At 77.3% G+C, this 18651-nt stretch carries 18 protein-coding genes; 10 read left to right on the plus strand and 8 right to left on the minus strand.

Translation table 11 applies throughout. The annotated features are described in order from the left end of the window. Positions 1-37: 37 nt before the first annotated feature. The 4 genes from pcaH to pcaDC are packed head-to-tail and all read left to right on the plus strand — an operon-like array spanning position 38 to position 4138. On the plus strand, positions 38-826 hold the full coding sequence (gene pcaH, locus BUE45_RS04035; protein WP_073375016.1) for a protocatechuate 3,4-dioxygenase subunit beta: 789 nt from the start codon (positions 38-40) through the stop codon (positions 824-826). Beyond that, positions 823-1410 (plus strand): protocatechuate 3,4-dioxygenase subunit alpha, encoded by a 588-nt coding sequence (gene pcaG, locus BUE45_RS04040; RefSeq protein WP_073375019.1) that lies wholly within the window; start codon positions 823-825, stop codon positions 1408-1410. The genes pcaH and pcaG overlap by 4 nt, the downstream gene beginning before the upstream one ends. After that, the gene (locus BUE45_RS04045) at positions 1407-2642 is read left to right on the plus strand and encodes a lyase family protein (protein WP_073375023.1); all 1236 of its coding nucleotides are present in this window, start codon (positions 1407-1409) and stop codon (positions 2640-2642) included. The genes pcaG and BUE45_RS04045 overlap by 4 nt, the downstream gene beginning before the upstream one ends. Beyond that, the gene (gene pcaDC, locus BUE45_RS32900; RefSeq protein ID WP_218619482.1) at positions 2639-4138 is read left to right on the plus strand and encodes a bifunctional 3-oxoadipate enol-lactonase/4-carboxymuconolactone decarboxylase PcaDC; all 1500 of its coding nucleotides are present in this window, start codon (positions 2639-2641) and stop codon (positions 4136-4138) included. The genes BUE45_RS04045 and pcaDC overlap by 4 nt, the downstream gene beginning before the upstream one ends. A gap of 353 nt (positions 4139-4491) precedes the next feature. Here pcaDC and guaD read toward each other — a convergent pair whose 3' ends face one another. The 3 genes from guaD to BUE45_RS04065 all read right to left on the minus strand — a co-directional run bounded on the left by guaD (position 4492) and on the right by BUE45_RS04065 (position 8566). After that, positions 4492-5862 carry a guanine deaminase gene (guaD, locus tag BUE45_RS04055; protein WP_073375027.1) on the minus strand — a complete coding sequence of 457 codons (1371 nt, stop codon included), beginning with the start codon at positions 5860-5862 and terminating at the stop codon, positions 4492-4494. Between the two features lie 472 nt (positions 5863-6334). Continuing rightward, on the minus strand, positions 6335-7192 hold the full coding sequence (locus BUE45_RS04060) for an NAD(P)H-binding protein (RefSeq protein ID WP_073375031.1): 858 nt from the start codon (positions 7190-7192) through the stop codon (positions 6335-6337). Between the two features lie 144 nt (positions 7193-7336). After that, positions 7337-8566 carry an AI-2E family transporter gene (locus BUE45_RS04065; protein WP_073375421.1) on the minus strand — a complete coding sequence of 410 codons (1230 nt, stop codon included), beginning with the start codon at positions 8564-8566 and terminating at the stop codon, positions 7337-7339. A 196-nt stretch (positions 8567-8762) separates the two neighbouring features. On the opposite strand from BUE45_RS04065, the gene BUE45_RS04070 reads away from it, so the two are divergent. From BUE45_RS04070 to BUE45_RS04080, 3 genes are all read left to right on the plus strand, one after another. After that, complete coding sequence (locus BUE45_RS04070) at positions 8763-9152, plus strand: winged helix-turn-helix transcriptional regulator (RefSeq protein ID WP_073375033.1); 390 nt, start codon at positions 8763-8765, stop codon at positions 9150-9152. Positions 9153-9264: 112 nt separating this feature from the next. Beyond that, a complete protein-coding gene (locus tag BUE45_RS04075) occupies positions 9265-10194 on the plus strand; it encodes a universal stress protein (protein WP_073375035.1) in 930 nt (309 codons plus the stop codon). Positions 10195-10198: 4 nt separating this feature from the next. Beyond that, positions 10199-11233 carry a methyltransferase gene (locus BUE45_RS04080; protein WP_218619483.1) on the plus strand — a complete coding sequence of 345 codons (1035 nt, stop codon included), beginning with the start codon at positions 10199-10201 and terminating at the stop codon, positions 11231-11233. A 136-nt stretch (positions 11234-11369) separates the two neighbouring features. Here the strand turns inward: BUE45_RS04080 and BUE45_RS04085 are convergent, their stop codons facing one another. The 4 genes from BUE45_RS04085 to BUE45_RS04100 form a co-directional block, all read right to left on the minus strand. After that, a complete protein-coding gene (locus BUE45_RS04085; RefSeq protein WP_073375037.1) occupies positions 11370-12188 on the minus strand; it encodes an NAD(P)H-binding protein in 819 nt (272 codons plus the stop codon). A 144-nt stretch (positions 12189-12332) separates the two neighbouring features. Then, positions 12333-12962, minus strand: coding sequence for a hypothetical protein (locus tag BUE45_RS04090; protein WP_073375039.1), 630 nt, complete (start codon positions 12960-12962; stop codon positions 12333-12335). A gap of 119 nt (positions 12963-13081) precedes the next feature. Further along, positions 13082-13783: a pyridoxamine 5'-phosphate oxidase family protein gene (locus tag BUE45_RS04095; protein ID WP_084736862.1), complete on the minus strand. Its 702-nt coding sequence runs from the start codon at positions 13781-13783 to the stop codon at positions 13082-13084. Between the two features lie 75 nt (positions 13784-13858). Further along, positions 13859-14812 carry an NAD(P)-dependent alcohol dehydrogenase gene (locus BUE45_RS04100; RefSeq protein WP_073375428.1) on the minus strand — a complete coding sequence of 318 codons (954 nt, stop codon included), beginning with the start codon at positions 14810-14812 and terminating at the stop codon, positions 13859-13861. A gap of 121 nt (positions 14813-14933) precedes the next feature. Between BUE45_RS04100 and BUE45_RS04105 the strand changes: the two genes are divergently transcribed. Together BUE45_RS04105 and pdxR are read left to right on the plus strand one after the other, a co-directional pair. Further along, a complete protein-coding gene (locus BUE45_RS04105; protein WP_073375041.1) occupies positions 14934-15584 on the plus strand; it encodes a TetR/AcrR family transcriptional regulator in 651 nt (216 codons plus the stop codon). A gap of 12 nt (positions 15585-15596) precedes the next feature. Next, entirely contained in the window at positions 15597-17036 is a 1440-nt protein-coding gene (gene pdxR, locus BUE45_RS04110; RefSeq protein WP_073375043.1) for a MocR-like pyridoxine biosynthesis transcription factor PdxR, read from the plus strand. Positions 17037-17072: 36 nt separating this feature from the next. Here the strand turns inward: pdxR and BUE45_RS32390 are convergent, their stop codons facing one another. Further along, positions 17073-17504, minus strand: a complete 432-nt coding sequence (locus BUE45_RS32390; RefSeq protein WP_073375046.1) for a DUF5959 family protein — start codon at positions 17502-17504, stop codon at positions 17073-17075. A gap of 280 nt (positions 17505-17784) precedes the next feature. On the opposite strand from BUE45_RS32390, the gene BUE45_RS04120 reads away from it, so the two are divergent. After that, entirely contained in the window at positions 17785-18582 is a 798-nt protein-coding gene (locus tag BUE45_RS04120) for a siderophore-interacting protein (protein WP_073375049.1), read from the plus strand. Positions 18583-18651 lie beyond the last annotated feature (69 nt).

Below are 18651 nucleotides of genomic sequence, written 5' to 3' on the forward strand. Positions count from 1 at the left end.
CCTGCGCCGCCCTCCGCCCCGGCCGTAGCCTCCGGCCATGGACAGCACCCCGGTCACGGCCTCCGGCCTGGAGCCCCAGTCGGCGCTCAGCGCGCGGATGGCCGCCGTCGAGGAGGCCCGCCGCGCCACGGGCGCGGACCCGCGCCAGCCCGCCCTCGACTACCCGCCCTACCGCAGCACCGCGCTGCGCCACCCCACCAAGGACCTCCACCACGCCGACCCCGAGGCCGTCGAGCTCTTCGCCCCCTGCTTCGGCGAGCGCGACGTGGACCCCCTGGAGGCCGACCTCACCCTCGGCGGCGCCGGCGAGCCCCTGGGCGAGCGCACGGTCGTCACCGGCCGCGTCACCGACGCCCGGGGCCGGCCGGTCCGCCGCCAGCTGGTGGAGGTCTGGCAGGCCAACGCGGGCGGACGCTACGTGCACAGCGGCGACCGCCACCCGGCCCCGCTGGACCCCAACTTCACCGGCGCCGGGCGGTGCCTGACCGACGACGACGGGTACTACCGGTTCCAGACGGTCAAGCCGGGGCCCTACCCGTGGCGCAACCACCACAACGCCTGGCGGCCCGCGCACATCCACTTCTCGCTGTTCGGGACGGAGTTCTCCCAGCGGCTGGTCACCCAGATGTACTTCCCCGGCGACCAGCTGCTGGCCCTGGACCCGATCCTGGCGTCGGTCACCGACCCGCGCGGCCGGGCGATGCTCGTGGCCGCCTACGACCACGGGGTGACCACCCACGAGTGGGCGACCGGCTACCGGTGGGACATCGTCCTGGGCGGCGCGCACGGCACGCCGCTGGAGGACGGGGAGGGGGACCGGGCATGAGCACCGCTCCACGCGAAGAGCCGCCGACGCGCACCACCCCGGGCCAGACGGTCGGCCCGTTCTTCCACTACGCCCTGCCCTACGACGGCGACCGCGACCTCGTGCCCCCGGGCTCGGCGGGCGCGGTCCGCCTGGGCGGGCGGGTCACCGACGGGGCCGGGGAGGCCGTGCGGGACGCCCTGGTGGAGGTCTGGCAGGCCGGGCCCGACGGCGCGGTCCCGCGCGAGACCGGGTCGCTGCGCCGCGACGGGTGGACCTTCACCGGGTTCGGCCGGACCTGCACCGGCCGCGACGGCCGGTACTGGTTCAGCACCCTGGAGCCGGGCCCCGACCGGCCGGGGGCGGCGGCGTTCTTCGCCCTCACCGTGTTCGCCCGCGGGCTGACGGACCGGCTGTTCACCCGCGCCTACCTGCCCGACGACACCGCCGCGCTGGCCGCCGACCCGCTGCTGGCGTCCCTGCCGGCCGGGCGCCGCGCCACGCTCGTCGCCCGCCGCGACGGGCGGGGACCGGTGTTCGACATCCGCCTCCAGGGCGAGGGGGAGACCGTGTTCCTGGACCTGTCGGGGCGGCGGGCGCCGTGACCGACCTCTTCTGGCCCGGCGACGAGCGCGCCGGGGACCTGTTCACCGGGGGCGCCTGGCTCCGCGCCATGGCCGACGTCGAGCAGGCCTGGCTGGACGCCCTGGCCGGGGCGGGGATCGCCCCGGCCCGCGCCGACCTGGCCGGTCTGGCCGGCCCCGGCGACCTGCCCGCCCTGGCCCGCGCCGCCGAGGGCGGCGGCAACCCCGTCATCGCCCTGGTGGGGCTGCTGCGCGAACGCGCCGGCGGACCCGCCGCCGCCTGGATCCACCGGGGCCTGACCAGCCAGGACGTGGTGGACACCGCGCTGGTGCTGTGCGCCCGCGACACCGTGGCGCGGCTGCGCGCCGACCTGCGCCACCAGGCCGGGTCCCTGGCCCGCCTGGCCCGCGCCCACCGGGGCACGGTGATGGCCGGGCGCACCCTCACCCAGCACGCGGTGCCGGTCACCTTCGGGCTCAAGGCCGCCGGGTGGCTGGCCGGGGTGCTGGACGCCGCCGGCACCCTGGGCCGGCTGCGGTTCCCGGTGCAGGTCGGCGGTGCCGCCGGGACCCGCTCGGCCGTCGTCGCCCTGGCCGGGGCCCGCGGGTCCGCCGACCCGGTGGCCGCCGCGGAAGCCCTGGCGGGGGACGCCGCCCGCCGCCTGGGCCTGGCGGCGGACCCGCCGTGGCACACCCGCCGCGCCACCGTCACCGCCCTGGGCGACGCCCTGGTGATCTGCACCGACGCCTGGGGGCGTCTGGCCGCCGACGTCGCCGTGCTGTCCCGGCCCGAGATCGCCGAGGTTTCCGAGCCCGCCGCCGACGGGCGCGGCGGCTCCTCGGCGATGCCGCACAAGCGCAACCCGGTGCTGTCGGTGCTGGTCCGGCGGGCGGCGCTGGCCGCTCCCCCGCTGGCCTCGACCCTGCACCTGGCGTCGGCGCTGACCGTGGACGAGCGCCCCGACGGGGCCTGGCACGCCGAGTGGGCGACCCTGCGCACCCTGGCCCGGCGCACCGCCACCGCCGCCTCCCAGACCCGGGAGCTGCTGGCGGGGCTGACCGTGGACGCCGACCGGATGGCGGCCACCGCCGCCGGGGCCCGGGAGGCGCTGACCGCCGAGGCGCGGGCCGTGGCCGCGTTCACCGGCGCCGACGCCGCCGGCCACGGCCCCCCGGACGGGACGGGGGCCGCCGGCGCCCTCGTTGACGCCGTCCTGGACCGCGCCGACCGCTTCCTGGAGGCCCACGCATGACGGTCCCCCGTATCACCGGAGTCGAACTGGCCGGGGGCCCCGACCGGCCGCTGCTCCTGGCGGGCCCCTCGCTGGGCACCTCGGCGGCGGCGCTGTGGTCGGCCGCCGCCGACCGGCTCGGCGACGCCTTCCACGTGGTGGGCTGGAACCTGCCCGGGCACGGCGGCGCCCCGACCGCGGACGCGCCGTTCACCGTGGAGGAGCTGGCGCGGGGCGTCCTGGGGTTCGCCCGGGGCGTCACCGCCGCGCGCGGCGGCGCCGACCGCTCGTTCCGCTACGCGGGCGTCTCCCTGGGCGGGGCCGTGGGCCTGCACCTGCTGCTGGACGCCCCCGAGGCGGTGCGCTCGGCGGCGCTGCTGTGCACGGGGGCGCGCATCGGCGAACCCGGCGCGTGGCGGGAGCGGGCCGCGACGGTGCGGGCCTCGGGCACCGCCGCCGTGGTGGAGGGCTCGGCACGGCGGTGGTTCGCCCCGGGCTTCGCCGGGCGCGAGCCGACGACCGCCGCCGCCCTGCTGCACGCGCTGCGCGACACCGACGCCGGGGGCTACGCGCTGGCCTGCGGGGCGCTGGCCGGGTTCGACGTGCGCGACCGGCTGGGGGAGGTCACCGCGCCGGTGCTGGCCGTGGCGGGGGCCCGGGACGGCGCCACCCCGCCCGCGTCGCTGGAGGCCCTGGCGCGCGGGGTGCGCCGGGGCCGCGCGGAGGTCCTGGCGGGGGTCGCCCACCTGGCCCCGGCGGAGGCACCCGACCGGGTCGCCGCCCTGCTGCGCGCCCACTTCGCGGACCCGGGGTCGCCCCCGGACGCCTCCCGGGCCGTCGGACCGCCCACCGGCACCGGCGTCGGCGCGCCCACCGCCCCACCGTCCGGCCCGCACACCCGCAGGGGCTCCGGTGAGGATCCCGATGAGGACTTCGCCGCGGGCCCCGGCACCGGCCCGCCCACCGACCCGGGCGCCGATGGAAACCTGGACACGGACATCCACCCGGGCGCCGGCGCGCCCACGGGACCACCGACCGGCCCGGGCACCGGCGCGAGGCTCGCCCCGGACACCGGCCGGCACCCCGGGGCAAGCGCCGGTGACGGTCCCGGCGCGGGCACCGGCCCGGGCGCCCTCACCCAGGAGCAGGTGCACGCGGCGGGCATGGCGGTGCGCCGCGAGGTGCTGGGCGACGCCCACGTGGACCGGGCGGTCGCGGCGACCACGGACTTCACCGCCGGCTTCCAGGACTTCATCACCCGCTACGCCTGGGGCACGGTGTGGACCCGGCCGGGCCTGGACCGGCGCAGCCGGTCGATGATCACCCTGACCGCGCTGATCGCCCGCGGCCACCACGAGGAATTCGCCATGCACGTGCGCGCCGCACTGCGCAACGGGCTGACCCCGGCGGAGATCGAGGAGGTCGTGTTGCAGAGCGCGGTCTACTGCGGTGTCCCCGACGCCAACACCGCGTTCCGCATCGCCCAGCGCGTCCTGTCCGAGCCGGGCCCGGCGTGAGCGCAGCGGTCCCGGGACCGGGACCGGGGCCGCTGCGGTGTTCGGCAGGGCCCCGCGGGGAACCACGGCGGCCCCCGGCGGCCGGCGAGAGCCGGGCACGCCCGAGGCGCGACCACCGGAGGCCGTGCGGTCCGCGTGCGGCGGGACCCACGCCGGAGTCGTGCGGGGGTGTCCCCGATGCGGACCGTCCCGGCCGGACGGCCCCGCGCCGCCGCGGCGGTCCGCGGTCCCGGAGGGGGCCCGCGCGGAGCGGGCGCAGGCCCCGCCGGAGCAGGGGTGCAGCCCCGCCAGAGCAGGGGTGCAGCCCCGCCAGAGCAGGGGTGCAGCCCCGCGCGGCGCCCCCGGGGGGCGCCCTACCCCTCCGCGTCCCGGCAGGGGCCGCGCTCGTGCGCCACACGGCCGCCGACGTAGGTGAGGGCCACGGCCCGGTCGTCGCCCAGGTGGCCGAGGGCGAAGAGGAGGTCGCCCACCGTCTCGCTCTCGGCGGTGCGGGCGGCGAGCATCGGGGTGGCGGAGGGGTCCAGGACCACGAAGTCGGCCTCGTTGCCGGGGGCCAGGGAGCCCACGGTCCCCTCCAGCCCCATCGCCTGCGCCCCGCCCAGGGTGGCCAGGTAAAAAAGCCCGACCCCGCTCATCGGGAACCCCCGGAGCCTCCCGACCTTGTAGGCCTCGCCCATCGTCTCCAGCAGCGACAGGCCGGTGCCCCCGCCCACGTCGGTGCCCAGGCCGGTGCGCACGGGGTGCCGGGGGTCCTTGGCGGCGCGGGCGGAGAACAGGCCGCTGCCCAGGAAGAGGTTGGAGGTGGGGCAGTGCGCGACGCCGCTGCCCGATTCCGACAGCCTGCGCCACTCGCGCCCGTTCAGGTGGACGGCGTGCGCGAAGACCGCCCCGCGCCCCAGGAGCCCGAAGTGGTCGTACACGTCCACGTAGTCCCTGCGGTCCGGGAACAGCTCGCGGACCTGCCCGACCTCCTCACGGTTCTCGGCCAGGTGGGTCTGGGCCAGGGTGCCGGGGTGCGCGTGCCACAGCCGCCCCGCCAGGCGGAGCATCTCGTCGGTGCAGGCCACCGCGAACCGGGGTGTGACGGCGTACAGGTTCCGGCCGACGCCGTGCCACCTGCGGATGAGCGCCTCGGACTCCTCGTACGCCCGGATCGGCGACCGGTCCAGCAGGTCGGTGCGGGCGTTGCGGTCCATGAGCACCTTGCCCGCGGCGATCCGCATCCCGCGCCGGGCGGCCTCCTCGAAGAGGGCGTCGACGGAGACCGGGAAGGTGGCGCAGCCGACCAGGGCGGTGGTGGTGCCGTTGCGCAGCAGCTGGTCGCAGAACAGCGCCGCGCAGGAGCGCGCGTAGGCCGCGTCGGCGAAGCGGACCTCCTCCGGATAGACGTACCGCTGGAGCCAGTCCAGGAGCTCCTCCCCGTAGGAGCCGGTGATCCGGGTCTGCACGTAGTGCACGTGGGGGTCGATGAGCCCGGGCAGGACGAGCTTGCCGCGGTGGTGGACGACGGCGGTGCCCGGGGGCAGGGAGCCGACCAGGTCGCCGTAGCGGCCGGAGGCGGTGATCCTGCCGTCGCGGCAGACCAGCAGGCCGTCCTCGACGTACTCCAGGGCCCGGTCGTCGGAGGTGAGGAAGGGGTCGTCGGAGAACCACGCCAGGGAGCCGCGCACGGCGGTCACGGCGGGGCCGGAGCCGGGGGCGGCGGGAGGGGCGCCGCCGCTCACGGGCGGCCTCCCCCGGTCGGCGCGCCGGGTCCGCCGGGGCTTCGCGGTGCGGTGCGGTGGTGCATGCGCGGCCTCCTGACCTCTGTACTCGCCCTTCGCCACCACGCGTACCCGCTTCGTGCCGGACGCGAACGCCGGGGGCGGCACGTCCCCGACACGGGACCGCGGCGGAGAGCGGGGAGGTCGTGTCGCGGAGCGCGGTCTGCCGCGGTGTCCCCGACGCCGACGCCGCGTTCCGCAGCGCCCGGCGCGTCCTGTCCGAGGAGTGACCGGCCCGCTGCTCCGGCCCCGGGGCGGCGGTGCCCGGCGCAGCGGCCGTGGTTGCCGGGGGCCGGGCGCGGACGGCGGCCGCGGTGGGTCGGGAGGGACGCCGTCGCTCCCGGGCGGCCTCCCCCGCTCGGCGCGGGCAGACGCGGCGGCGAGGACCCGGGGCGGGTCGGGCGGCGCGCCGCCCGACCCGCCCCGGCAGGTGTCAGGCCGACTCGCGCAGGGTGTCGGCGAGCGGGGTGGACGGGCGGCCGATGAGGCGGCGCAGGTCGCCGGTGGGCTCGCCCAGGGCGCCGTCGCGGATGTTGCCGTCCAGGGCGGCGACGAACGCCGCGGTCCCCGCGTCCAGGCCCGCCCCGACCAGGGCGGCGGTGTGCTCGGCGGTGGACAGGTCCTTGTAGACCACGTCCCGGCCCAGGACGTCCGCGAGGGTGGCGGCCAGCTCGTCGTGGGTCCAGGCGGTGTCGCCGGTCAGCTCGTACACCGCGCCCGCGTGGGCCGCCGGGTCGGCCAGCACCACCGCCGCCGCCGCGGCGAAGTCGCGGCGGGAGGCGCTGGGCACCCGGCCCCGCCCCGCGCTGCCGAGGAACGCGCCGGTGGCGCGGGCCTGCTCCAGCTGCGGCAGGTAGTTCTCGCTGTACCAGTTGTTGCGCAGGACCGTGTGGGCGATGCCCGAGGCCGCCAGCAGCTCCTCCGTGGCCTTGTGGTCGGGCGCCAGCACCAGCGGGGTGTCGTCCGCCCGGGGCGCGCTGGTGTAGACGATGTGCCCGGTCCCGGCGGCGGCAGCGGCCTCGACGGCAGCCCTGTGCTGGGGCACCCGGCGGCCCGGCTCGCTGGTGGAGACCAGCAGCAGGGCGGCGGCGCCCTCGAAGGCCGGGGCGAGGGTGGCGGGGTCGTCGAGGTCGATGCGCGCGGTGCGCACCCCGCGCCCGGCCAGCTCCGCCAGGCGCCCGGTGTCGCGGCCGGCCGCGACGATCCGCTCGGCCGGGGTCCCCCGCTCCAGGAGTTCCTCCACGACGAGACGGCCCAGGTGGCCGGTGGCACCCACGATGACGACGGACATGAGCGATGGTCCTTCCCTTGCCGGGCCGGGACGTCCCCGGCCGCTGCCCTGGGACAACGGGCCAGGTGGGAGGCACATTCCGATCTGCGTGTACCCACCTTTTTGTCAGGTACCCACCTGAAGGTTAGGCAGGAGGTCAGGGTGTCAGGGGGCCGTGGAATCCGTGGCCCCGGCCGCCCCGCCGTCCCGCCCGGAGCCCTCCCCCGGGCCCCGCGGCCCCCCGGGCCCTCCGGCCTGTGTCCGCCCCGGTTCCTCCCCGGGTCCCTCCTGCGCGGGCCCCTCCCCGCCGCTCCCGTCCGCGCCGGGCCCGTCCGACCGCTCCGCCTCGCTCAGCAGCGGGTGCTGCTCCACCTCGTAGCGCCGGATGTAGGACCCCAGGAACGCCTGCATGCTCGCACCCATCGGCAGGGCGAGCAGGGCGCCCGGCGCCCCCAGGATCGCCACGCCCGCCAGCACCGACCCGAAGGCCACCGCCGGGTGCATGTCCAGCGTCCGGGCGGTGATGCGCGGTTGCAGCACGTAGTTCTCGAACTGCTGGTAGACGATCACGAACACCAGCACCCACACGGCCTCCCACGGCCCCTGGAGCAGCGCCACCAGTACCGGGACGAACCCGCCGATGTAGGTGCCGACCGTGGGGATGAACTGCGACAGCACGCCCACCCACAGCGCCAGCGCGAACGCGAAGGGCACGTCCAGCGCCACCAGCACCAGGTAGTGCGCGACCGCCGAGACCAGGGCCAGCAGCGCCCGCGAGTACAGGTACCCTCCGGTCTTCTCGATGGCGATCTCCCAGGCCCGCAGCACCTCGCGCTGGGTGCGCGGCGGCAGCACCGAGCAGATCACCCGCCGAAAGCGCGGGCCGTCCGCGCACAGGTAGAACGTGAACAGCGCGATCGCCAGCCCGTTGAAGAGCAGCCCCAGCAGGGTCGTCCCCGCCCCCAGCGCGTTGTCGGCGATCCGGGAGGCGTACTGCTGGACCACCCCGCTGGCACTGGTGACCTGGTCGATCAGGGTGGTGGACGAGTAGTCCGTGCCGAAGGCGGAGTTGACCTCCTCCAGCGTCGAGCGGAGCATCCGGGGCGTCTCGGCGGCCAGCGCCAGCACCTGCCCGATCAGCATGGAGCCGAGCATGCTCAGGAAGATCCCGGTCGCCAGCAGCACCAGGAGCATGACCGCGCCGGTGGCCGGGCCGCGGGGCCAGCGGCGGCGGTGCAGCCAGTTGACGGCGGGCTCCAGGGCCAGCGCCAGGAAGAGGGAGATCAGCAGCAGGAGGATGAGCCCCTGCAACTGGAGGAACAGCCACAGGGCCACGCCGAAGGCCGTGACGGTCCACATCACCAGCATGATGGCCCGGGGCAGCCACGGGGGCATGCCCGCCCGCCGGTCGGTGCTCGGCGGCCGGGGCGCCGGGGAGTTCGTCTGCAAGCCTGAGGTTCCTTGTCTGTACTGCGCGGCGCGGGAGCGCGCCGGGGGTCCGGGACCGGTTCCCGCCTACCGGACGATAGCCGCCCCGGAGGGTCGGCGGCTCCGCAGCGCGGCTCGCGCACCCTGCGGGTAGGTTGGAGGCGTGAGCATCGCAGGGGGTCTTCCGCAGGGCGAGGTGTTCAGCGCCGACTGCCCGTCCCGGCGCCTGCTGGGGGAGGTCACCTCCAAGTGGGGCGTCCTGGTCCTGGTGGCGCTGAAGGACGGTCCGATGCGCTGGAGCGGCCTGTTGCGCCGCATCCAGGGTGTCAGCGAGAAGATGCTCGCGCGCACCCTGCGCTCCTTCGAGGCCGAGGGCCTGGTGCTGCGCGACGCGCGGCCGGTGGTGCCCCCGCACGTGGAGTACAGCCTCACCCCGGCCGGACGCGAGGTGACCGAGCGCCTCGTGCCGCTGGTCGCCTGGACCGAGGAGCACGCCGCCCGCGCCGCCGCGCACGGGGAGCGCTCGCCCGCGGGGAGCGGACCCCGCCCCTGAGACGGCGGGGTCCACCGCAGCACCATCCGTGCTCCCGGTTCCCGCGGCACCCGTGGGGCACACTCCAGAAAAGACGCGGGCCAGGGCGCCCCGGGCCGAGGAGGCAGCAGCGATGACCGACGACCAGGAGCGCACGCCGGCGGTGGTGGCGGGTGTGGACGGCTCCGCCGAGGCACGGGCGGGCCTGGAGTGGGCCGCCGCCGAGGCGGCGCGCAGGGGGTGGCCGCTCAAGGCGGTGCACGCCCTGTCGATGCCGGTCGTGACGAGCGTCTACGCCGGGCGCACCCGGTTCCCTCCCACCGAGGAGATCTCCCGGCAGGGCACCGCCATCCTGGAGGAGGCCGCCGCCCACGCCCGCGGGGCCGGCCCCGGCGTGGAGGTCCTCACCGAACTCGCGCCGGAGGACCCCGCGTCCGCGCTGCTGCACCGCGCCGGCCCCGGCGACCTGCTCGTGGTGGGCTCGCGCGGCTTCGGCCCGGTCCGCTCGGCCCTGGCCGGGTCGGCGGGCATCCGCCTGGCCTCGCGCGCCTCCTGCCCGGTGGTCGTGGTGCCGCGGCCCGCCGAGGGCGGCGCGGTCCCGGTCGACCCGCGGCGCATCGTCGTCGGCGTGGACGGCTCGCTGGACTCCCAGCACGCCCTGGACTTCGCCCTGCACCAGGCGGCGCGCACCGCCGGGGCCGAGGTGGTCGTGGTCAACAGCTGGGAGGCGCCCACCCCGTTCGCGTCCCAGGCGCTGATCGCCTCGGGCTGGACCCCGCACGAGGAGTTCCTGGACCGGCAGTCGGAGGAGGTCGTCGCCGGGGTGCTGGCCGAGGTGTTCGACGACACCGTCGAGAACGTGGACGTGTCCGTGGTGCGCACCCGCAAGAACCCGGTGGAGGCGCTGGTGGAGGCCGGGGCGGAGGCCGACCTCGTCGTGGTCGGGTCCCGGGGCCGGGGCAGCGTCCGCGGCATGTTCCTGGGCTCGGTCAGCCAGGGGGTCCTGCACGCGGCGACCGTCCCGGTCGCGGTCCTGCCCCACCGCGCCGGCTCCGGGGAGTGAGCCGGTGGCCGACGCGAACGAGGAGACCCGCGCCCACCTCGCCCTGGGCCGGATGCTGTACGGGGGCATGGTCGCCCACCTGATCGGCGGCGCCGTGCGCCTGGGCCTGCCCGACGCCCTGGGCGAGGGGGAGGCGACCGCCGCCGAGCTGGCCCGTGCCCTGGACGCCCGCGCCGACACCCTGGAGCGCCTGCTGCGGGCGCTGGCCGCCGTGGACCTGGTGGCCGAGCCCGGCCGGGGCCGCTACGCGCTGACCCCGGCCGGGCGCCTGCTGCGCACCGGCCACCCGGGGTCCATGGCGGCCATCGCGCGCTTCTACACCGACGCGCTGCTGCTGGACTCCTGGCGGGGGCTGCCCCAGAGCGTGCGGGACGGGTCGGTGGCCTTCGAGCGGGCGCACGGGGAGACGTTCTTCGAGCACCTGGACGGGCGCCCCGAAGAGGCGGAGATGTTCCACGGCGCCATGGCCGACGGCACCCGCGGCACCGCCCGGGTGCTGCCGGGCGCCTACGACTTCGCGCCGTTCTCCACCGTGGTGGACGTGGGCGGCGGGGACGGCACGCTGGTCGCCGCGGTCCTGGCCGCGCACCCGCGGCTGCGCGGGGTGCTGTTCGACGCGCCGGGCGGTGCCGGGCGGGCCCCGGCGGTACTGGAGCGCGCCGGGGTCGCCGACCGGTGCTCGGTGGTGTCGGGGGACTTCTTCCGGTCGGTCCCGGCCGGGGACGTCCTGCTGCTCAAGAGCATCATCCACGACTGGGACGACGAGCGGGCCGGGGCGATCCTGTCGCGCTGCCGGGAGGCGGTGTCCGACGGCGGCCGGGTGCTGCTGGTGGAGCCGATGCTGCCGGACGGGCCGGGCGCGGACGGGCCGCCGGTGCCGTTCCTGAGCGACCTGAACATGATGGTCAACACGGGCGGGCGCGAGCGCACCCGCGCCGACTTCGAGGCGCTGTGCTCCCGGGCAGGGTTCACGCTGGCCTCGGTGCGGATCCTGGCGCCCCCGTCGGGGTACGCGCTCCTGGAGGCCGCCCCCGCCTGACCCACGGGCGCCCCGGGCGCGGGCCGGACCCGTGCCCGGGGGCGTCGGACCCGTCCCGCTTCCGACGCATCCGGGCCACGGGCCGCGCGTGCGGGACGTCCGTCCCGCACGCGCGGCCCGGCCCCCGGCGCCGGGGTCAGGCGCGGAAGGCGTCGGCGTTCTCCCGCGCCCACCGCGCGAAGGTGAGCGCCGGGCGCCCGGTGACCTCCTCCACCGTGGGCAGCACCCGGCCCGCCGTCCCGGGCGGGTCGGTGGCCAGCGCGATCCCGAACTCGACGTAGTCCTCGGGGAACCCCTGCGCGCGCAGGCGCTCGCGCTCCTGCTCCTCGGTCAGCCGCACCCAGGCGACCTCGCGCCCCAGCGCGTCCCCCAGGTCCCGCGCCCGCTCGGCCGGGGTGAGCGCCTGCGGCCCGGTCAGCACCAGGTCGCGCCCGCCCTGCCCGCCCTCGGTCAGCGCCGTCAGCGCGACGGCGGCGATGTCGGCCTCGTGGACCGCGGCGCTGGGCCAGGCGGCCAGGGTGCGCACCGCTCCCGTCTCGCGCACGTCGGGCGCCCACTCCAGCGCGCCGGACATGAACTCCAGCGGTACCAGCACCGTCCACTCCAGGTCCGACCCGCGCACGGCGTCCTCCAGGGGACTGCCGCCGAAGGCCCCCAGGACGGTGGCGCGCCGCGCCCCGCCCTCCCGGGCCAGGGCGAGGATCTCGCCGGCGTTGGCCAGCTCGGCCCCGTCGTCCCCGCCGAAGGTGATGAGGTGGACGGCGTCCACCCCCGTGAACGCCTCCTCCAGCGTCGCGGCGTCGGTCAGGTCGCCGCCGACGACCTCCACCCCGGGGCCGAGGTCGGCGCGGTCGGGGCGCCGGGTCAGCGCCCGGACCGGGTGCCCCCGCTCGGCCAGCCCCCGCACCAGATGGCGCCCCACGGTGCCCGTCGCTCCTGTCACCAGAACGGTCATGGCCGTCCCCCGTCTCGTTCGTCTCGGTTCGATCGCCTCACCTTCCCGGCAGTGGAGGACACTTGATGTCCTCCACTCACGCGACTTCTCCCGTCTTCCGGTCGACCCCGGGGCGGGGCGCCGCCGGGCCGCCCCCGGCGGCGGTCACCGCAGCTGGGCGTCGATGTCGCGCACCCGCACGACCCGGGTGCGGTCGGTGACCAGGGGGTCCAGTACGCCGCCGTTGCCGAGCCCGTCCCACCAGCGCACCTCCCAGGACAGGGCGGCGGTGACGGAGTAGGCGCCCTCGGGCTCGTGCTCGGAGGGGCCGGTGTAGGTGTGGGCGCAGTCCCCGTCGGGGATCTCGCAGGTGACGACGGTGCCGTCCCCCATCTCCCAGCGGGCGCGGCGGGGCACGGCCGCGACGGTGACGCGGTGGCCGCGGGCGGACGCCCCCACGCGCACCTCCCGGCGCGCGTCGGCGGCCGGTCGCAGTTCGAGGCGGGCCCCGGCGGCCACCGCCCGGTCGTCGGCGCCCATCGGCGCGGGCAGGGGCAGCAGGGCGCGGACCCGCTCGGCCAGCGCCCGGGGCCCGGCGTCGCCGGGCAGCCGCGGCAGGGCCCGGCAGGAGGCCTGCCAGGCGGTCCCGGAGCGGACGGCCCCGTCGCAGTGGCCCGGCGCCGCCCGCACCGCCTCGCCCGTGGCGGCGGGTCCGGCGGTGGCCACAGCCGCGGGGACCGCCGGGGCCGGCAGCAGGGCGAGGGCGAGGGCCGGGAGCAGGAGGCCGTGCAGCACCAGGGCACACTCCTTCGAGTGATGTCATGACTACAGTGAGTGATCACAGCAGAACATAGCCATCCCACGCCCCGCGCACAACCGGTTCCGCGCAAGCGGTCCCGGCCCGCCCCACAGCCTCAGGGCGAGCGGTGCTCCGCGATGTGCCGCGGCACCCCGATGCCCTCCCGCAGCAGCGGGTCCGGCTCCGGCTCGCCGAACACCGAGCGCACCGGGACGACCCCGGCCCACACGTCCAGCGCCAGGTCCTCCTCGTCGTCGACCGGCGGGCCGGTCCGGACCTTGACCGACGCCTCGGCCAGCGACAGCGCCAGCACCCGGGTGGCCGCCATCTCCTTGCGGGTGGGCACGCGAACCGCGTCCCACCGCCCCGGGGCGACCTGCTCGGTCAGGGCCCGCAGCCCGGCCGTGCGCTCGTCCTCGTCGTCGACCACCCGCGGGCGGCCGTAGACCACCGCCGACCGGTGGTTGACCGAGTGGTGGAACGCCGACCGGGCCAGCACCAGGCCGTCGACCAGGGTGACCGCCACGCACACCTCGCCGCCGGTGTCCAGCGAGCGCGCACCCGTGGACCCGTGCAGGTACAGGGTGTCGCCGACGCGCCCGTAGGCGGTGGGCAGCACCCGCGGGGCGCCGTCCACGACGACGCCGAGGTGGCAGAACAGCCCCTCGTCGAGCAGGGCGTACAGCTCGGCGCGGTCGGCGCGCTGCTTGTGCCTTCCCCGGCGCAGCCGGGTCCGGTCCGTGGGGGACAGCGGGGCGGACCCGGCGTCCGGGGCCTGCGGGCCGCGGGCGTCCGCGGTTTCGGTGGTCGAGAGCATGCCTTCACGCTAGGGGCCGGGTGGACCTGTGGACAGGTCCACTTCCGCCCCGGAACGCACGACCACTTCTCGGGCTCAGGCCGTGACGTCGACGACCACCTTGCCCCGCACTCCCCCGGCCTCCAGCGCCCGGTGCGCCCCGGCCACGTCGGAGAGCGGGAACACCCGGTCCACCACCGGCCGCAGGTCCCCGGCCTCCGCCAGGCGGGCCACCTCCTCCAGCAGGTCCCGGCGGGGGTTCCCGCTGAAGAACCGCACCCGGCGGCGGCCGAACACCGCCGAGCCCAGGATGTAGCCCACCGAGCGCAGGGGCCTGGCCGTGTCGAAGGACACCGCGACCATCCGCCCGCCCGGGGCCAGCAGCCGCCGGTAGGCGCGCAGGTCCGTGCCGACGGTGTCCAGGACGACGTCGAACCGGCCCAGGCCGGCCGGGGCGGTGGTGCGGTAGTCGAAGGCCTCGTGCGCCCCCAGGTCCCGGGCCAGGTCCAGGTGCTCGGCCCTGGCCAGGGCGGTGACGTGCGCCCCGTAGGCCCGGCCCAGCTGCACCCCGCCCACGCCCACTCCCCCGGTGGCGCCGCGCACCAGCAGCCGCTCCCCCGGGCGCAGCCGCGCCTTGTCGCGCAGCGCGGTGACCACGGTGGTGGCGACCGGGATCGTCACCGCCGCGACGGGCTCCATGCCCTCGGGCATCCGGGCCATCCGGTCCGGCGGGACCGCCACGTACTCGGCCATGGCCCCGAAGCCGCGGATCAGCCCCCACACCCGCTCGCCGACCGCGACGCCGCGCACGTCCGCCCCGACCGAGGCCACCTCCCCGGCGAAGTCCAGGCCGACCGCCCGGGGGAAGGGTCCCATGACCAGGGAGCCCAGCAGCCCCAGGTCACCGGAGCGGCCGGACAGCTCGCCTCCGTTGACGCTGGAGGCCAGCACCCGCACCAGCACCTTGTCGTCCCCGGGGTCGGGAACGGGGCGGCGCCCCTCGTAGATCACCTCCGGCGGTCCGACCCGGTCGAACAGCGCCGCGCGCATCTCCTGTGCCACCCGTCTCCTCCGTTCACCCGCGGGCGCCGGACCGGCTCTCGGCCGGCGCCACGTGAACGCTAACCAGGGAAACGGAGGGCATCGTCCACTTAGCGGTAATGTGAGACACATGCCCGCCGATTCGTCTCAGATGGCCCCGCCCGAGCCCCCGCTGCGCACCGACGCCCTCCGCAACCGAGAACGCATCCTGCTCGCCGCCCGGGACGCGTTCGCCTCCCACGGGATCGACGTGCCGATGGCCACCATCGCCCGCCGCGCCGGGGTGGGCACCGCCACCCTCTACCGGCGCTTCCCCACCCGGGACGCCCTGGTCGCCGAGGCGTTCTCCGACCAGGCCTCCGCCTGCGCCGACACCGTCGACCACGCCCTGGCCGACCCCGACCCCTGGCGCGGGTTCGCCTCCACCCTGTACCGGGTCGCCGCCATGCAGGTCGCCGACCGGGGGTTCGGCGCCGCGTTCCTGCGCAACGCCGCGCTGTCCCCCGAACTGGAGGAGCGCCGCATCCGGGCCGAGGAGGGGATCGCCCGGCTGATCCGGCGCGCGCAGGAGTCCGGCGCGCTGCGCACCGACTTCCACCGCACCGACCTCACCCTGGTCCTCATGGCCGTCGAGGGCATCCGCGCCGACACCCCCCAGGCGGCGGGCGCCGCCGCCCGGCGCCTGGTCGCCCACCTGCTGCGGTCCTTCCGCGCCGACGCCGCGGCGGCCCCTCCGCTGCCGCCGCCCGCCCCGGTCGGCCTCTACCACCTCCGGGACTAGGAGCCGGTGCCCGTGCCACGACAGCACACCGAACCCGCCCTGCACCTGGACCGGTCCAGCGGCGCGCCGCTCACCGTCCAGCTGGCCGCCGCCCTGCGCGCCGCCGTGGCCGACGGGTCCCTGGCCGAGGGCGAGCGCCTGCCCTCCAGCCGGTCCCTCGCCGCCCGGCTGGGGGTGAGCCGCACCGTCGTCACCGACGCCTTCCAGCAGCTCTACGCCGAGGGGTGGCTGGAGGGCCGCCACGGGTCGGGCACGTTCGTCGCCCCGGGGGCCGCGCCCGCGCCCGCGGAGCCCGCGCCCATCGAGCCCGCCTGGCGCACCGCCGCCGCCCGCGGCGGCCGCATCGCCGGGCCGGACGGGCGGCCCTCGCGCGGCGAGCTGCGCGCCCGCGGCCTCATCGACCTGCGCCCCGGAGCACCCTGGGTGGGGTCGGTGGACCGGGCCGCTTGGCGCCGGGCCTGGCGCTCGGCCGCCGACCTGCCCCAGGACGACGACCCCGACCCGCGCGGCCTGCCGCGGCTGCGCGCCCTGCTCGCCGACCACCTGCGCCGGGCCCGCGGCATCGCCGTGGGTCCGGAGAACATCCTGGTCACCCGCGGCACCGGCAACGGACTGGACCTGGCGGGGGCCGCCCTGATCGCCCCGGGCGACCGGGTGGGGGTGGAGGAGCCGGGGTACGGCAGGGCCCGCACGGTGCTGGCCGCGCGCGGCGCCCGCATCGTGCCCTGCCCGGTGGACGGGGACGGCCTGGTCGTGGACGCGCTCCCCGGCGGCCTGGGCATGGTGTACACCACTCCGGCCCACCAGTACCCGCTGGGCGGGCGGCTGCCGGTGCCCCGGCGCGAGCTGCTCATCTCCTGGGCCCGCGCGACGGGGGCGGTGGTCGTCGAGGACGACTACGACGCCGAGTTCCGCTACGACGTGGCCCCGCTGCCCGCGCTGTACGGGATGGACCCGGGGCGGGTGGTGCTGCTGGGCACCCTGTCCAAGACCCTCACCCCCGACCTGGGCATCGGGTGGATCGTCGCCGAGCCCGACCTGGTGGAGCACCTGGCCCGGGTGCGCCGCGGCCTGACCGACCGCACGCCGGGTCCGGTGCAGGCCGCCACGGCGCTGCTGCTGGAGCGCGGCGACCTGGACCGGCACCTGCGGCGGATGCGCGCCGAGTACGCGCGCCGCCGGGCCCTGCTCATCGAGTACCTGGGGCCGCGGCTGACCGGGGACACCGCGGGGCTGCACGCGATGCTGCCGCTGCCCGCGGCGGAGGTGGCCCCGGTGGTCGCCGGGGCCGCCGCCCGCGGGGTGGTGGTGGACGACACCGGCCGCACCAGCCACGGGACGCCCACGGTGCACGGCCTGGTGCTGGGGTACGGATCGGTGTCGGCGGCCGGCCTGCGGCGCGGCTGCGCGGTTCTGGCGGACCTCCTGGACCGGCGCCTGGGCCCCGCCTGAGGGGCGGGGCGGCGCGCGGCACGGGAGGTCCGGTGCTCAGCCGCCGGCCTCCTCCCAGGCCCGGCGGACCCGGTCCAGGGCGGCCCGGTTCTCCTCCTGCCATTGCCGCCCCGCCGGGTCCACGGGCACCCGCACCTCGACCGGGACGCGCCCGGCGTCGTACACGGTGATCAGGAACGGGGCGTCGGGCACCACCGACAGCCAGGCCCCCTGTTCCGCGGGCGGCCACTGCACGGCGCGCAGGGCCTCCAAGTCGGCCAGCCGCAGCTCCCAGTCGGCCAGGTCCGCGCCGGTCAGGGACAGGCCGACCCGGCCGCTGACGAAGGCGCTCTCCACCACGAGTTCGGCCGCCACGGCCGGGGCACCGGGGGTGTCGGGGACGGTGACCAGCGCGGCGACCGCGTGCCGGGGGTCGTGGAAGCGGAACAGTTCGAGGACGCGGGGACTGCCGGGGGCGGCGGGTTCCATCGGTGGCCTTCCTGAGGCTCTGGGCAGAACCGGGAGTTCTGCGCAGGACTCAACGAACCCGGTCGGGGCCCGGTTCCGGGCTGCGGGTGCGGATCGCCCAGGACAGCAGGGCGGCCACGGCGCACAGCCCCGCGGCGCCGGGCCGGGGGCCGCCGCGGGAGCGGGGTGCGCGAAGAACGCCGGGGCCGGAGCCGCCGCCCCGGCTCGACGGGCACGGGTTGGTAAGGCTAACCTCATGTGAAGTTCGTGTTCCTTCGTCCGATCCTGAGAAGAGTGCTCTGTGCGTGTCGAGAACCCCGCCCACCGCGCGATCATGCGCGCCCGCGTCGTGCGCACGGAACGCGTCACCGAGCACTTCATCAACGTCACCCTGGGCGGGGACGCGCTGGCGGACTTCGAGTTCCTGGGCCGCGACCAGTTCGTGCGCCTGTTCCTGACGCGGCCCGGCCAGGAGAACCTGCACCTGCCGACCGACGCCGACCGCCGCTGGGTGTCGCAGCTGTACGACATGCCCAAGGAGCGCCAGCCCTACGTGCGCAACTACTCGGTGCGCCGGTTCGACCCGCTCGCCCGGGAGATGGACATCGAGTTCGTCGACCACGGCGAGGGCGGCCCCGCCTCGGCCTGGGCCCGCGGCGCCCGCCCGGGCGACGAGATCGGCCTGCTCACCGACGGCGTCTACTACCTGCCCTCCCCCGGGGCGCGGGCCCAGCTGCTGGTGGGCGACGAGAGCGCGCTCCCCGCCCTGGTGTCGATCCTGGAGCAGGCGCCCGAGACACTGCGGGCCCGCGTGTACCTGGAGGTGCCCTCCTCCGACGACGTGCGCCCGCTGCGCGCGCTCCCGGGGGTCGAGGTGCACTGGCTGGCTCGTACCGACCCGCATGACGTGCCCGGCCGCCTGGCCCTGGAGGCGGTGCGCGCCGCCGACCTGCCCGAGGAGCGCACGTACTGCTTCGTCGCCGGGGAGAACGCGCTGCCCACGGAGCTGCGCCGCCACCTGGTGCGCGAGCGGGGCTACGCCAAGGACGACATCACCTTCGTGGGGTACTGGAAGCACGGCCAGGCCGTCACCGACTGAGCCCGGCCGCTCCGGGCACGGACCGGCGCGTCGGTTTACCCGGCAAAGGTAAAAATATTCTCCAGGGCG

This window comes from Nocardiopsis flavescens (assembly GCF_900141985.1).
In the GTDB taxonomy this organism is placed as follows: Bacteria; Actinomycetota; Actinomycetes; order Streptosporangiales; family Streptosporangiaceae; genus Nocardiopsis; species Nocardiopsis flavescens.